Below are 15,577 nucleotides of genomic sequence, written 5' to 3' on the forward strand. Positions count from 1 at the left end.
CTATGTGGAATTTGGATTTTATCACAGAAGAAGAACTAACAGAACATGTAACAGTCACTATTGAAAAGTATGGTGAAAAGTTGTGCCCTTTTGATTTAGAGCGGTTCAACAGGAATATTATTGATCCAATTAAAATGATTTTTGATAAAACCGTTTATAAAGCTACTTGGGAAGAAATTGTTAAGAATGAAATTTTTAGACAGCGTGATAAGTCTAATAATAATGATATCGGTTATTTTCATCAAAATATTTTTAAATATATAAAAAATTGCCGAGTGCCTGCTAATGGTAAAGAAGGTGGTTGGGATGTTATATTCGAACCAGAAAATCTAATCGATGTTACTAGTGATAGGACAGTAAAGCGTATTTTTGTTGAACTTAAAAATAAGCATAATACAATGAATTCAGCTTCATCTAGTAAGACTTTTATTAAAATGCAGAATCAATTGTTGCAGGATGATAATTGTGCATGCTTTTTGGTCGAGGCTATTGCACAGACCTCACAAAATATTATGTGGCAAACTACTGTTGATAAACAAAAAGTGAAGCATAAGTTAATTCGTAGAGTTAGTATTGATAAATTTTATGAGTTAGTTACTGGTGAAAAGGATGCTTTTTTCAAGCTGTGTATGGTATTACCAGAAGTTATAAAAAAAGTTGTTGATGAACATTATTCCGAAGTTAAGAATAATGATACTGTTTATAATGAGATTATAAATCTTGCTAGTGCATATGGTGAGGTTAATGATGAGGATAGTAGCCTTCCGATTGCGATTGCTTTTTATATGTTAGCTTTTTCGTCTTATAATGGATTTACTCGTAAATAAGAAATATATAGGTGGAAAATGTATGTGTTTATAGATACGAATATAGTTACTAGTGCTAAGTTTCAATTTTATCGGGGTGGTTTAGGTGAGTTAAATCGATATATTAAAGAAAATCAAGTAACCTTAATACTAACTTCAGTACTAGAAGCTGAATTTATACGACATTATAATGATAGGTTCAAAGCGTTAAATGATGCATATAATGGGCTTTGTAAGGATCTTGAAGAATACGATATAAAAAGTCCTTGGAAATCATTTCAAAACGACTTAAATAAAAAAATTTATTTACCATTGGAAGAGTTTTTGGCTAATCCTCAAAATATTAAACTCGAGTTATCAAAAGACTGTATTGAATCTATAGTTGAGGATTATCGAGAAGGAAAACCGCCATTTGGTAAATCTAAAAAAGATGAATTTAAAGATGCGATAAATATTCACTTATTAAAGGAATTTAAAAAAAGTATTCTCGAACCAATTCATATTGTGAGTACTGATGAGCTTCTTAGGGAAGCCTTTAGTAAAAGTAATCACGATTTTATAACTCATAATAATATTAATCAATTTCTCCCTGTTTTACGGCAGTTAAAGCCAGGCGATAAAAATATAGGAGAGTTATTAACTAAGCATTTTGATAGTGCAGAGTTTAAAGATGAAGCTATTTCATATCTGGAAAATCGAGATATCTATGAAGCTATTGACTATAATATATGTATACAGTGGATAGAGTCAGTAGCTCAGTTGGACTTTTCGTTTGCCTTAACTTCTTTAGTTGGAAAGAACTGTGAAGGAGTATTATATATTCAAGGATTAGCTTACGTATTGTTTACTAATACGGGTGCTGAGGCTGTATTCTTTGATGATTCAGGTAACCCTATAGATGTAATGTTTAGAGGGACAGTTTTAATTAACACATCCATTCCGTTTAAAGTACAATGTAAAGAAGAGATTAATATACAGCCACCATCAATAGATAAGTTTGAAATCGATTGGTCACAATTAAAAGTAGATGTCCCTAAAAATCGGATGAAAGATGGTGCTCTTGATTTTGTTAGTACTTTAAAATGATTTGTACACTAAATTTTGTGAACAGGTACTTCGTGCAAGTATAAAAAAATAATGTAATTATGCTTGCATATATACTTGCAAACATATATAAATGCTGGTGAACCTAGATAGATACTGGGGTTGTCTACACACTTCTAAGCCGTGGGTCGGGGGTTAGAATCCCTCCTGGATCATCAGAGTAAATAAGCGGATAGTTCGAGATGAACTATCCGCTTTTGATATAGTTGTTTTTACTATATGGAAATGCAATTTCGTGGATGTGTTTTTCGTTTTGTCGGACCAATTGAAAAACGTTTTGCAATTTTGATATGTATTCTTGATTAAATGATACCAGTATAGTCCGTTTTGTACCGAAATATATGATATAATACAAAAGATATTAAGGGTTATACTGTTCGTTCCTTGTTTTAGTTTTAGGGAGTCATTATGATAGAGTACATACAGCGTTGGTTTTCGGTGGATTCTATTCTACCTGCAGCAAAACGAATCGGAGCAGTGGGAACGACGGAGGAATTGTACGGTAAATATTTACGAATCGCATGGCCGGCTACCTTGCAGGGATTGATGCTGCAGTTCATGACCGCTATCGATCTTGCTATGGTCGGCAGCTTGGGGGCAGGTGCATTGGCATCTGCGGGCATAATGGGGCAGCCCGAGATGGTCATGCTCATTTTCTGTCGGGCTCTATCTATAGCTGTAACGGCTATCATTGCCCGCCGTTATGGTGAAGGTGATATTGACGGTATGAATGCGGTATTAAAGCAGTCGATTTTGCTTAATTTTTTTATATATATACCGCTGTTGGCCGTATGCTTCTTTAATTTAGAGTCTATTTTACGTTTCACAGGTGCTGAGGACAGCTATATTGAAACGGCTGTATGGTATGGGCGGTTTATTGTTATCAGTCTCTTGTTTCAGACTTTCAGTCAAATTGTGGGGGCCGCACTTATCGGCTACGGAAATACAAAGGTTATTTTTAAGTCGAATGTAGTCGGCAATATTCTGAATACCATTATGAATTTCTTTCTGATTTACGGTATCGGATTTTTCCCCGAGCTGGGCGTTATGGGGGCAGGCGTATCCACAATGCTCAGCAGTGCGGTGATTGCACTCTTATTGTTGCGTACTATTTCACGACATACATCGGACGGGTTAACATTAAGACATCCGTCGAAATGGGGCTTTGAACGATCGGTATTACATACGGTATTTCATGTCGGAGGCAGTTCGTTCGGGGAGCAGTTTTTTGAACGCTTCGGTATGTATACGTATACGATGATTGTTGCGTCGTTAGGGGCTGTTCCGCTAGCGGCACATTATGTATGTATGAACTTGATGGATATATTCTATTATTTTGCTATGGGGCTCGGCTTTGCAGGGGCATCCCATACGGGACAGAGTTTGGGGCACAAACGGCCTGATCTGGCGTATGCATATGGTCAAATCGGAGCGCGAATCGGTTTCTGTGTCGGCTTGTTGAGCGCCTGTATTTTCCTTGGATTAGGTGATATTCTGGTGCAGTTTTATACTCGTGAAAGCGAGGTAGTCACTCTTGCGGCATCGTTGATGGGCGTTATGGCTGTTGCGGCCTTTCCTCAAGCATTACAGCAAGTTTATTCCGGTGTATTAAAGGGGGCGGGAGATACATATTATATTATGAAATATTCTCTCGTCAGTGTTGCAATCATCCGTCCTGTTATTACATACTTATTATGCATTACATTGGGGCTTGGGCTCTTTGGGGCGTGGTTATCACTTTGTTTCGATCAGTCGTTGAGACTTTGTTGCGCTTATATACGTTTTATTCGTGGGGCCTGGCAATATCGAATTGTTTAAATTTTCTCATGAAAGAAATGTGAAAATTTTATGAATAGTTTATTGCATAATCAAGAGGATTCATGTAAAATAACAAATGTGGAAAAAATGACACATTGGGGAATGTGTTGTCTGATCCGGAGGATCTAATTTCATATATATGTAAGGGATGTATATAAGAAAGCATAAGGGCTCGGTTAGTGCATACTGACCGGGCCCTTGTTGTTTTATATGATTACATTTAGGGACTTTGAATGTGTAAAACCTTGTTGACAAGGTTTAGAGTTTTTTATAATATCGAATAGAACATGGTCGCTATAATAGAAATCTACGGATGCAGACTATGTTTTATTTATGCTTAATTTTTATAAGGAGGACAATCGTGAACAAGTATATTGCTGAATTTATCGGTACAATGATTTTGGTGTTTTTCGGGACCGGTACGGCCGTTGTAACAGGTGGTTTTACAGGCGGTTTAGGACTTGGATTCTTAGGTGTTGTAGCTATTGCCTTGGCGTTCGGTTTGACTATCGTCGCAGGGGCTTATGCGATTGGTCATATTTCAGGTTGTCATGTCAATCCGGCGGTGTCTATCGGTGTTTGGCTTGCCGGTCGTATGTCTTTGAAAGACTTCGGCGGCTATGTAGCGGCTCAAGTGCTTGGGGCCTTTGCCGGCACAGGTTTATTAAGCTTTATCGTTAGATCATCTGAAACCCTTTCCAGTTACGGTGCTGACGGATATGGTGACTTAAGTGCTGTCGGATTATCGATGGGCGGTGCATTTGTAGCTGAAACCTTTCTTACGTTTGTCTTCGTACTTGTTATTCTTGGTGTCACATCCAGTGAAAAAACATCTTCCATTGCGGGCCTTGTTATCGGTGCTACATTGACCATGGTTCATTTAATCGGTATTCCATTGACGGGAACATCCGTAAACCCTGCTCGCGCATTAGCTCCAGCTGTATTTACCGGCGGTGAAGCTTTATCTCAGGTATGGCTTTTTATTGTGGCGCCTCTTATCGGTGGTGCTATTGCGGCGGTTTTTCATCGCGCGTGGTTTTCCGTAACTGAAGAAGAGTAATTGGTGCATGTTACTCGATTCGAATAGATAATTTCTGGAAAGTTCATATAAATTTCATAAAATATATTGATAAACTTAAAAAAGTTGTGTAAAATATAATTATCTTATTGCTGTCCCTGGCTGTTTCTGAAGGGATATTATGGAGGGTCATTATAATGAATAAAAAATTATTAGCTTTGATGGCTGTTACTGCCGTAGGTGTTTCTGTAGTAGGTGCAACACCTCAAACTCAATTTGACAAAGGTGAAGTCCAAGTAGATCTTGGTGCATCCAGTGTAGAAGCAAAAGCTTATGGTGAAAAAGATTCCCATAAATGGAATTTCGACGGCGGTTTAACTTATGCATTAAGTGATAAAACGGCACTTCAATATGGTTATCACGGTTTGAATACAAAAAGTCTTGATACCGACATGCATGAAGTAAATCTGATTCAATCCTTGAACAAGAACTTGGCTCTATATGGCGGTTATGCCCGGATTCATAGTCATGATACGGATGGTACAAATAATATCGCTCAAGCCGGTATAATCGGCAAAGCCGCTCTGGGTTCCAAGGTGGAAGTTTACGGTAAAGCGGGTATCGGGACTAAGAAAACGACTTCTTTGGAAGCCGGATTAGGTTACAAAGCGACTGAAGATTTAGATATTAATGCAGGGTATCGTTATATCAACACTCAAGCGGATGGTGATCATAATGTTTCCTTCCAAGGTCCTGTTGTTGGCTTGTCCTATCGTTTCGGTGGTTCTAAGGTAGCTACTCCGGACCCAGCGCCAGCTCCCGCATACACTCCGGCTCCTGTAGTACAGGAAGCTCCTAAACATGAAACCCCTAAATTGGATTACTATGTACAATCCATCTACTTTGACTCCGATCAATCCACTCCACGTTATGATCAAGCGCCTAACTTGGATGCTGCATTGAAAGCTGCAAACAAATACTCTCAGGACCAGATTAAATTGATGGGTAATGCTGATACTGATGCAAACCCTCAATATAATATCAACTTGTCTGAACGCCGTGTACAAAGCGTTGCTCAATTCTTAGTAAATAACGGCGTAGCAGCTAATCGTTTGATCGGTGTTGCTAATGGCGATGCTAAACCGGTTGCAACAAATTCAACTTCTTCCGGTAAAGCTGAAAATCGTCGTGTAGACGTATACATTCATCGCTAATTTCTAGATGAATCTAGAATAGATATTTCTTAAGTCCATCTTATCGTCATGCTCTCGTATCTATCGGGAATTGAATACGCGATAAGGTGGGCTTTTGTGTTCTGGCAGGTCATATAACGTTCATTAATATGTGGTATGGTATGCGTTGTGAGTATAGTAAAGTGGGTTATGCGTATGGAAAAATTCAAATATTATAAACAACTCGTCGGCGCTATTATACTGGCCGGCATTATGGTGATAGTGGCGCTTCGCATAGGCGACATCGCTAATGCTATTGATGCTGTACTGTCAGCTTTTGTACCCCTTATTTTAGGGGCCTGCATGGCATTCGTGTTGGACATTCTTGTCGTTCGTTATGAACGCTGGCTGTGGCCTAAAACCAAGTTTGGCTGGCGATATAAGATTCGTAGACCGTTGAGTATCATTTTATCCTTTGTGACCATCAGTCTCATTGTATATTTCATTGCTCGCATGGCTGTACCGCAATTAATTCATTCTATGTCAATTATTGTTTCGGCGGCACCACAACTTTATGCGGACTTTCAGGTGTGGATACAACATATAACAGAGGCTATTCCGTTTGCATCGAATCAAACGATTATGGACACGTTAAATGGTGAAAGCTTTGTAAAGTATACACGTGAATGGGGGACAAAGGGCGGCTCTTACATCGTTGATACGATGGGATCCGTTTTATCCTGGACCTTGAATATCGGGCTGGGACTTATTTTCGCAGTATATATGCTGCTTGATAAGGAACGTCTGATTTTACAGGGAAAACGCATGTTAAAAGCGTATGCTTCAGATGTATGGGTGGAGAGAACAACGTATGTAGGTAATGTCGCTGTTAAGACATTCAGTAATTTCTTTGTAGGCCAATTTATCGATGCCTTGATTTTGGGTGTTATGGTAGGCGTAACATTATGGCTGTTCAATATTGAGTATGCCACAACGATTGCGTGCGTTATCGGCCTCACAGGATTGATTCCTCTCCTCGGTATTTACATAGGTGGAGTGATGGGTGCTGTTATGTTGCTCACCGTCAACCCCATGGATGCATTATTGTATGTTGTTATCCTAGAGGTATTGCACCAAATTGAAAGTAATGTAATATATCCTAAGGTGGTGGGAAACTCTATCGGTCTGCCCGGACTGTGGGTGTTTGCAGCGGTTATCGTCGGTGCCAGTCTCATGGGGGTTATAGGGATGTTAGTAGGTGTACCTTTGGTGGCTACATGTTATAAATTGTTGATGGCCGATGTGGAGGCTCGATTGGCTTCAAACGAAGGTTTGTAAATCAGTTTTGAGTTAACTGTCGCTATATGGTTATCATTAATTGGTGATTCTGTTATATGAGATGCTTTCACGAATGGTGAAAGCCTGTATATGCTAGGAGGATTTATAAATGAATAAAAAGTTAGTTTCTATGGTGTTAACGGGGGTTTTAGCGGTCGGAGTCTTGTCCGTTGCGGCACCGAACGAAGCGCAGGCCCGTAAGACAAAACCGGAAACGAGTACTGATATATCCGTACAACGTGCACCTGGTGAATCTATGGTCATGACGATGAGTAGAATCGGTACGATTTTCCAAAATCGTTTCCCTAATGCGGCAATTCATTCCGTAGAATTGAATTCTAATGATTTAAATTATGGCTATAAAGTGGTAGGTTATAGCAAATATCATCAATATAAATTGAAAATTGATGTAATTACGGGCAATGTATCCGATATGGAAGAAGGCGGTAAGCCTAAGAAAGTGATTGGCGAAATCTTTAATAAAGATAAAGTCATCGAAGCTGCTCAGGCAGAAGCTGTGGCTAAGCAACAATTAGGTGCGGATGCGGTTATGAAGGGCTGGAAAATTGAGGCACATGAAGGTAAGGTCCTTTATCATGTAACGATGCACCAAGACGGTAAGAAAGTTGTCGTTACTGTCGATGCACAAACCGGAGCCTATGTAGGTCAAGGTAAGGCAAGTAAATTACCACCGGAACCGGATCAAGGTTTTGATGGACGTAAAACAAACATTATCTGGGGTAGCGGTATCGATTTAGGTCGTTAATCCATGGATACGAATGTGATAGTATTTAAATATTTATCGTATTGAAATAAAGAAAAACGGTCTGTACCGACATTAATCGGTACAGACCGTTTTTTTATTACTTCATGTAATGATATAGTTTCACCTTATGAGCAGGTTTTGTATTACCAGCGATGTTCGTAATATACCTGAGTCCACATGATAACTTCAATTAGAGAAGGGTGAGGACTCATGGTTTCGCCGACGGTAATGACCGATCGTGGATCCATATTGCGCGTTAAACCTTGAGCACGTAGTCGCTTAGTTTGTTCCGATGCGATATCCTCATTAATTGCGGTTAAAGGTGTAACACCGCTGTTCATAAGGTTTACATATGGTTGGAAGAGGATAGAGGCTTGCGGGCCTACAACGTGCATGCCGAGGATATAATTGGTATCCTTATCAACGACGATTTTTACAAACCCGTCATTTACATCGCCCGGATTGATGCCCATTGCATAGCCTTTAGCCGTAGCGGAGTAGTAGTTTTTACCGACACCTACATTATAGCCGGCCTTGATTGCTTCCGCCTCGGTAAGGCCTACGCTGCCAATCTCAGGATACGAAAACGTGACCTTTGGCAGTGTGTCGTAACGGGCCCAGCGATAATCCTTTTCGCTTGTGGCATAGAAGAGATTGTGTGCAATGATATCCGCCTCGTAATTGGCGCGGTGACGGAATGCGGGTTCGCCGTTCACATCACCTAACGCATAGATACCGTCGACGGAGGTTTCCAAGAACTCATTTGTTTTAATCCAGCCGTTCTTCCAAGTTGTGATGCCCGTATTTTCAAGATGTAATTCCTGTACGGTAGGGCGAATGCCGGCGGCAACTAAGATTTCTTCTACTTTCGTCTCCGTGATTTCCCCCGTTGTACGATCTTTTGTTACAACGACCTTGAGGCCATTTTCCTGGCGTATCTCTACGGTATCCTGGTTCAAGACTACATTGATACCGCGAGCTCTGTAATTTTCGAGTAGATGAGCCGATACTTCTTCATCTTCCTTCGGTACGAGACGTACATTATGTTGAATGATTGTTACATCTGTACCGGCGGAAGCGAATACATGTGAGAATTCTGCACCGATTGGGCCGGCACCTAATACAGCTAAGGATTTATATGGTTTTTCCGGATATTTATCACCGAAGAGGCTTTCACTGGATAAGAAACCTGCCTCTTGAAGGCCCGGTACATTTGGAATGTTGCTATGACCGCCTGTGCCTAGAATGATGATAGGGGCTGTAATTTCTTCGGATTCGCCGCCGTCATTGAGGTGAACTTTCATTACCTTGTCGGATACAAAGCTGGCTGCGCCGCGATAAACGTCAACATTGTCAAAGGCATCGTAATATTTAAAAATATCTTTGTTTTCATCGATTACATGCCATACGCGTTTTGAAATGGTATTCCAGTCCATTGTTGCCTCGCTGACATTGATACCGATCTTTTTAAATTCCTCGACCTCTTGTACGGCATTGGCTGCCGTTACCATTACCTTTGTAGGAATACAGCCGCGGTTTAAGCAGGTGCCGCCGAATTTACCTTTTTCTATTTGTGCAATCTTAAGGCCCTTTTTTTGCGCTGCATCTACTACGATGTTAGCACCGCCTGTGCCGACTACAATAATATCGTATTGTTTCATGTCGATTCCTTTCTGATTTGATCATTGAGAGTTATTATTGTTAATTCTATTATATCAGTACATTGAAGAAAATCAATATAGAGGACTGATTTTATTTTTAATATATATTTGTAATATCGACTGTGTAATACATCGGTTGAATAGACTTCTCAGACATATAGTTTAAATAGATTCCACAGATATATAGCTTTTGAGGGGTTATGTGTTGCGATGCGAGTGAAAGTAATATATTGTTGTTCTTATACAATAAAAGACGCCCTGTAAACCGAATTCAAAAGTTAATTTAACTTTTATAGTTTCGTTTCTGAGGGCGTCAAAAATTATTGCCAGTCTTCGTTATAGCCGCGTTTTGCATAGTCTGCCGTAGCGGTAAAGAGAATGTCCGTACTAGAGTTCAGTGCTGTTTCCGTAGAGTCCTGCAATACTCCGATAATAAAACCTACACCTACAACCTGCATGGCGATATCATTGGAAATACCGAATAGGGAGCACGCCAATGGGATGAGCAGTAAGGAGCCGCCTGCTACACCGGAGGCTCCGCAAGCACCGATAGTGGCGATGACAGAAAGGAGAATTGCAGTCGGAATATCCACTTGAATCCCTAATGTGTGAGCTGCAGCTAACGTCATAATCGTGATGGTGATGGCTGCGCCCCCCATGTTGATTGTGGCACCTAACGGAATGGATACGGAATACATATCCGGATTTAAGTGTAATCGTTTAGCTAAATCCAAGTTCACCGGAATGTTTGCGGCGGAACTGCGTGTGAAGAAGGCGTAAATTGCAGATTCGCGTAAGCATTTGAATACCAGAGGATATGGATTGCGACGAATAAAGATGAATACGAGCAATGGATTGATTACAAGTGCTACAAAGAACATAGAACCTAGTAAGAGAACAAGTAGTTGTAAATATCCTAGTAAAGCTTCAATACCATTTGTAGCAATGGAGTCGGCTACGAGGCCCATAATTCCGAGTGGGGCGAATCGGATAATCCAACCTACAACGGTTGTAATTGCCTGGGAAAAGGATTCTATGTTTTCTTTTGTACCCATTGGAGCATGTCGTAATGCTCCGCCAATCATGAGTGCCCAACCGAGAATACCGATATAGTTACCGGTCATCAAAGCGTGCACAGGATTATCTACGATATTTTTTAATAATGTAATCATTACTTCCGAAATGCCTTGCGGTGGTGCCGCATCGGTAGCCCCTGTTGCGAGATGTAATGTGGTTGGGAAAAACCAGCTTACGATAACCGCTAACGCGGCGGATAGGAAGGTACCTAACAAGTATAGAGTGATGACGGAGCCCATCCCCGTTTTTTGTCCGGATCGATGTTTGCTGATGGCGGTAATAACCAAGAAAAATACGAGAATCGGTGCAATACCTTTTAAAGCACCTACGAATAAGATACCCAACAGTGATAATTCTTTTGCGATGTCGGGAATATAAAGCGCCGTCACAATACCTATAATCAGACCGATAATAATTTGTTGAATGAGGCTGACTTTATTTATTGATGTCATAAATCGATTCATGTTACACTCCAATACTTAATTAATACTTAATTAGTAGATGTGGATCTCCACAATTTATAAATTACAAAATCATAAATCCTTTTACAAGGGACATATGTCATTATACAACGAACAAGAATTGTAGGCAATAGACAACTGGCATTGTAGGAGATAGTCGATTGATATAGAGTGCAGTGGAGATGCTTTTAGTGTCGTCGGTGATATGGTATACTATGCCATATGCAACATATCAAAATATTTTAATCTGTGAAAGTGAAAGTAATGAATACTAAAGAATTTAAAACCTATGATGATAAAGAAGAATTTGTGCAAGGCGTGTTCTCTAATATAGCCAAGCATTATGACTTGATGAATACGGTACTCAGCTTCGGACAGGATTATTTTTGGAGAAAATTCGCCGTAAAAGAAATGAATGTGGGGCCATATCAACATGTGCTTGATGTAGCTTGCGGTACCTGCGTATTTACAAAGGAAGTATTACGACAGGAACCGACTGTTATGGTAGAGGCATTGGACTTTAATCATGATATGTTGAAGGAGGGGCATGCACGAATTGAAGCGGCCGGTTTATCGGACCAAGTTAATTTAGTACAGGGTGATGCGATGGCATTACCTTATGCAGATAATACTTTTGATGCGGCTATGAGCGGTTTTGCCATGAGAAATGTGCCTGATATAAAACAGGTACTTTCAGAAATGCAACGCGTTGTAAAGCCGGGAGGGAAGGTTGTCGTATTAGAACTGGCAAAGCCGAGTATGATGGGATTTAAGCAATTATACAATTTATATTTTTCCTATATATTACCTGTTATAGGAAAGTTGAGTAAGGATAATTCGTCTTATTCTTGGCTGCCGGAGTCGTTACGTCGTTATCCTCATCAACGTGAAATTTTGGAAATTTGGAAGTCGTTAGGATATGAAAATGCCACCTATCATGAGTTGACAGGTGGCATCGTAGCAGTTCATGAAGGCGTGGTGCCTCGTTAACTATTGTAAGTAGTAAATGATATTAGCATCCTGAGATATAACTAAAGAGCCGTTTTCCACAGGTGTGGATGTACTAAGTGCGGCTTCCATTACTTTAGCACTACGATAATAAGTATTGTCGATAGTGCTAGTTTCATTTCTGCTGATAGAAAGTGATTTGACAGGTCCTAATGTGCGTCCTAGAGCAGCGGCGATAACCTCAGCTTTATGGTGACCGTTTTTAACAGCTTCGGTGGTGAGTGAATCTGATAACTCTTGAGAGGTTTCGCTTTGGAATGATAAGTTGTTAATATCGTTAGCGCCGACGCTGACTGCGGCATCAACAGCTTTTCCTACATTATTGAGGTTGTTAATCTTAACGGTGACACGATTGGATACGCTATATCCGGTGTTTATGCGCTTACCATCCTGATAGTCGCTGGCAGGGTTTATTGATATGTTGGAGGTATACACATCTTTCTTGTCGATGCCTAAGTTTGCGAGTTTGCTGATGAGGTCGCTCATGATGCGGTCGTTATTGGCTTTTGCGGTGTTGATATTGGCGTTTTCACTGCTGATACCCAATGTTAAAATCGCATAGGTCGGCGCAACGGATCGAGAAGCGTGACCGGTTACCTGAATTTCTGTAGTATCAAATGTTCCTTGTGGTGCTGCAAAGACTGAAGTTGCCATTGTTGCACATACTGCAGCTATAGCGATGGCTTTGGTAAATACGTTTTTAGATCGTTTCATAATAATCTCCTTACACAATTATACGTAACAGGATACATTAACACATTTGTTGTAAATACAGTTATAGATATAAGCATACTGTCCTATAATTTCTGTATTTTCGAACTATAGATTAATTTTTATTCTATAAAAACATTGTACACAATATATTTCGTATTATCAAATGCGTTTTTATAATGATTAAAGCATATCGATTTTTGTGGCCTAAGGGTTTCTTTGGCGTAAGATGAATGAAAAATGAAGTTTCGCCGACGGGGAACTTAAACCTTGCGTATATATAATGGTTGTACTATAATATGCATACAGTCTTTTGAAGGGCTGTTTCTTAATGAATAAGATGTAGTATCTTATTCGTTATTTTATTTATGTGGAAACATAAAAAGCTATATAAAATATGTTGACATAAAAATGTGAACATGTTACTATATTCAAGTCGCCAGTTGGCAAAGCAGCTCGAATGAGAATTGCTTTGATGCCAGGTTTTATCTGGGTTAACTGGTAACAGATCTTTGAAAACTGAACAATGATAGGTAATCAATCAAAACGATTGAACATATGCCAGAGTGCGGGTTTTGACACAGTCAAAACCAACCATAATTCAAAGCTACTTAATTGTAGCGACAACAAAACAAATGAGCTATTCAAATAGCTTCAAGATATCTTGGAGAGTTTGATCCTGGCTCAGGACGAACGCTGGCGGCGTGCTTAACACATGCAAGTCGAACGAAGAGCGACGGAAGCTTGCTTCTATCAATCTTAGTGGCGAACGGGTGAGTAACGCGTAATCAACCTGCCCTTCAGAGGGGGACAACAGTTGGAAACGACTGCTAATACCGCATACGATCTGACCTCGGCATCGAGGATGGATGAAAGGTGGCCTCTACATGTAAGCTATCACTGAAGGAGGGGATTGCGTCTGATTAGCTAGTTGGAGGGGTAACGGCCCACCAAGGCGATGATCAGTAGCCGGTCTGAGAGGATGAACGGCCACATTGGGACTGAGACACGGCCCAGACTCCTACGGGAGGCAGCAGTGGGGAATCTTCCGCAATGGACGAAAGTCTGACGGAGCAACGCCGCGTGAGTGATGACGGCCTTCGGGTTGTAAAGCTCTGTTAATCGGGACGAAAGGCCTTCTTGCGAATAGTTGGAAGGATTGACGGTACCGGAATAGAAAGCCACGGCTAACTACGTGCCAGCAGCCGCGGTAATACGTAGGTGGCAAGCGTTGTCCGGAATTATTGGGCGTAAAGCGCGCGCAGGCGGATCAGTCAGTCTGTCTTAAAAGTTCGGGGCTTAACCCCGTGAGGGGATGGAAACTGCTGATCTAGAGTATCGGAGAGGAAAGTGGAATTCCTAGTGTAGCGGTGAAATGCGTAGATATTAGGAAGAACACCAGTGGCGAAGGCGACTTTCTGGACGAACACTGACGCTGAGGCGCGAAAGCCAGGGGAGCGAACGGGATTAGATACCCCGGTAGTCCTGGCCGTAAACGATGGGTACTAGGTGTAGGAGGTATCGACCCCTTCTGTGCCGGAGTTAACGCAATAAGTACCCCGCCTGGGGAGTACGACCGCAAGGTTGAAACTCAAAGGAATTGACGGGGGCCCGCACAAGCGGTGGAGTATGTGGTTTAATTCGACGCAACGCGAAGAACCTTACCAGGTCTTGACATTGATGGACAGAACCAGAGATGGTTCCTCTTCTTCGGAAGCCAGAAAACAGGTGGTGCACGGTTGTCGTCAGCTCGTGTCGTGAGATGTTGGGTTAAGTCCCGCAACGAGCGCAACCCTTATCTTATGTTGCCAGCACGTAATGGTGGGAACTCATGAGAGACTGCCGCAGACAATGCGGAGGAAGGCGGGGATGACGTCAAATCATCATGCCCCTTATGACCTGGGCTACACACGTACTACAATGGGAGTCAATAGACGGAAGCGAAGCCGCGAGGTGGAGCGAACCCGAGAAACACTCTCTCAGTTCGGATCGTAGGCTGCAACTCGCCTACGTGAAGTCGGAATCGCTAGTAATCGCAGGTCAGCATACTGCGGTGAATACGTTCCCGGGCCTTGTACACACCGCCCGTCACACCACGAAAGTCGGAAGTACCCAAAGCCGGTGGGGTAACCTTCGGGAGCCAGCCGTCTAAGGTAAAGTCGATGATTGGGGTGAAGTCGTAACAAGGTAGCCGTATCGGAAGGTGCGGCTGGATCACCTCCTTTCTAGGGAGACATACACCGGGCCGAGCGCCCGGATGTCACTTAGGTCGACACTTTGGCGGGTAAGTAGACGTAGCATAAGCGCTAGCTGTACTTACTACTTATCATTGTTCGGTTTTGAGAGATCTGTTATCTACAAGATAATGATTTCTTATAATATTCAATGGGCCTATAGCTCAGCTGGTTAGAGCGCACGCCTGATAAGCGTGAGGTCGGTGGTTCGAGTCCACCTAGGCCCACCATTGAAACATGGGGGCGTAGCTCAGTTGGGAGAGCACCTGCCTTGCAAGCAGGGGGTCAGGAGTTCGAATCTCCTCGTCTCCACCATTTAGTATTTATTTATTAAATACTAAACTGACTCAATGGTAAGTCAGTTACAATTTAATAGATTTCGATGGCTATCCGGGCACATGAG

Annotated in this window: 11 protein-coding genes, 2 tRNA genes and 1 rRNA gene; 11 read left to right on the top strand and 3 right to left on the bottom strand. The window is 41.4% G+C overall.

Features of this window, described 5'->3' with window-relative positions; genetic code table 11:
• The first annotated feature begins 2 nt into the window (after positions 1 to 2).
• From CKV62_RS02345 to CKV62_RS02375, 7 genes are all read left to right on the top strand, one after another.
• Positions 3 to 827 (top strand): Eco47II family restriction endonuclease, encoded by an 825-nt coding sequence (locus tag CKV62_RS02345; RefSeq protein ID WP_095065410.1) that lies wholly within the window; start codon positions 3 to 5, stop codon positions 825 to 827.
• Between the two features lie 24 nt (positions 828 to 851).
• A complete protein-coding gene (locus tag CKV62_RS02350; RefSeq protein ID WP_157728911.1) occupies positions 852 to 1,892 on the top strand; it encodes a PIN domain-containing protein in 1,041 nt (346 codons plus the stop codon).
• Between the two features lie 426 nt (positions 1,893 to 2,318).
• The gene (locus CKV62_RS02355) at positions 2,319 to 3,728 is read left to right on the top strand and encodes an MATE family efflux transporter (RefSeq protein WP_095065414.1); all 1,410 of its coding nucleotides are present in this window, start codon (positions 2,319 to 2,321) and stop codon (positions 3,726 to 3,728) included.
• 361 nt (positions 3,729 to 4,089) lie between these two features.
• A complete protein-coding gene (locus tag CKV62_RS02360) occupies positions 4,090 to 4,788 on the top strand; it encodes an MIP family channel protein (protein WP_095065416.1) in 699 nt (232 codons plus the stop codon).
• Between the two features lie 155 nt (positions 4,789 to 4,943).
• On the top strand, positions 4,944 to 5,960 hold the full coding sequence (locus CKV62_RS02365) for an OmpA family protein (protein ID WP_095065418.1): 1,017 nt from the start codon (positions 4,944 to 4,946) through the stop codon (positions 5,958 to 5,960).
• A gap of 174 nt (positions 5,961 to 6,134) precedes the next feature.
• Positions 6,135 to 7,256, top strand: coding sequence for an AI-2E family transporter (locus CKV62_RS02370; RefSeq protein ID WP_095066695.1), 1,122 nt, complete (start codon positions 6,135 to 6,137; stop codon positions 7,254 to 7,256).
• A 109-nt stretch (positions 7,257 to 7,365) separates the two neighbouring features.
• Positions 7,366 to 8,022 carry a PepSY domain-containing protein gene (locus CKV62_RS02375; protein ID WP_095065420.1) on the top strand — a complete coding sequence of 219 codons (657 nt, stop codon included), beginning with the start codon at positions 7,366 to 7,368 and terminating at the stop codon, positions 8,020 to 8,022.
• A 143-nt stretch (positions 8,023 to 8,165) separates the two neighbouring features.
• On the opposite strand, the gene CKV62_RS02380 is transcribed toward CKV62_RS02375, so the two are convergent.
• Together CKV62_RS02380 and sstT are read right to left on the bottom strand one after the other, a co-directional pair.
• Positions 8,166 to 9,683, bottom strand: a complete 1,518-nt coding sequence (locus CKV62_RS02380) for a dihydrolipoyl dehydrogenase family protein (protein ID WP_095065422.1) — start codon at positions 9,681 to 9,683, stop codon at positions 8,166 to 8,168.
• A 320-nt stretch (positions 9,684 to 10,003) separates the two neighbouring features.
• Entirely contained in the window at positions 10,004 to 11,224 is a 1,221-nt protein-coding gene (gene sstT / locus CKV62_RS02385; protein ID WP_095065424.1) for a serine/threonine transporter SstT, read from the bottom strand.
• Positions 11,225 to 11,485: 261 nt separating this feature from the next.
• On the opposite strand from sstT, the gene CKV62_RS02390 reads away from it, so the two are divergent.
• Complete coding sequence (locus tag CKV62_RS02390) at positions 11,486 to 12,211, top strand: ubiquinone/menaquinone biosynthesis methyltransferase (RefSeq protein ID WP_095065426.1); 726 nt, start codon at positions 11,486 to 11,488, stop codon at positions 12,209 to 12,211.
• Here the strand turns inward: CKV62_RS02390 and CKV62_RS02395 are convergent, their stop codons facing one another.
• A complete protein-coding gene (locus tag CKV62_RS02395) occupies positions 12,212 to 12,883 on the bottom strand; it encodes an SIMPL domain-containing protein (RefSeq protein WP_231968356.1) in 672 nt (223 codons plus the stop codon).
• Between the two features lie 718 nt (positions 12,884 to 13,601).
• On the opposite strand from CKV62_RS02395, the gene CKV62_RS02400 reads away from it, so the two are divergent.
• From CKV62_RS02400 to CKV62_RS02410, 3 genes are all read left to right on the top strand, one after another.
• Positions 13,602 to 15,165: ribosomal RNA gene (locus tag CKV62_RS02400) — 16S ribosomal RNA — on the top strand.
• Between the two features lie 162 nt (positions 15,166 to 15,327).
• A tRNA-Ile gene (locus CKV62_RS02405) sits at positions 15,328 to 15,404 on the top strand.
• A 9-nt stretch (positions 15,405 to 15,413) separates the two neighbouring features.
• Positions 15,414 to 15,489: transfer RNA gene (locus CKV62_RS02410), tRNA-Ala, on the top strand.
• Positions 15,490 to 15,577 lie beyond the last annotated feature (88 nt).

This window comes from Veillonella rodentium, assembly GCF_900187285.1.
Classification (GTDB): Bacteria; Bacillota; Negativicutes; order Veillonellales; family Veillonellaceae; genus Veillonella; species Veillonella rodentium.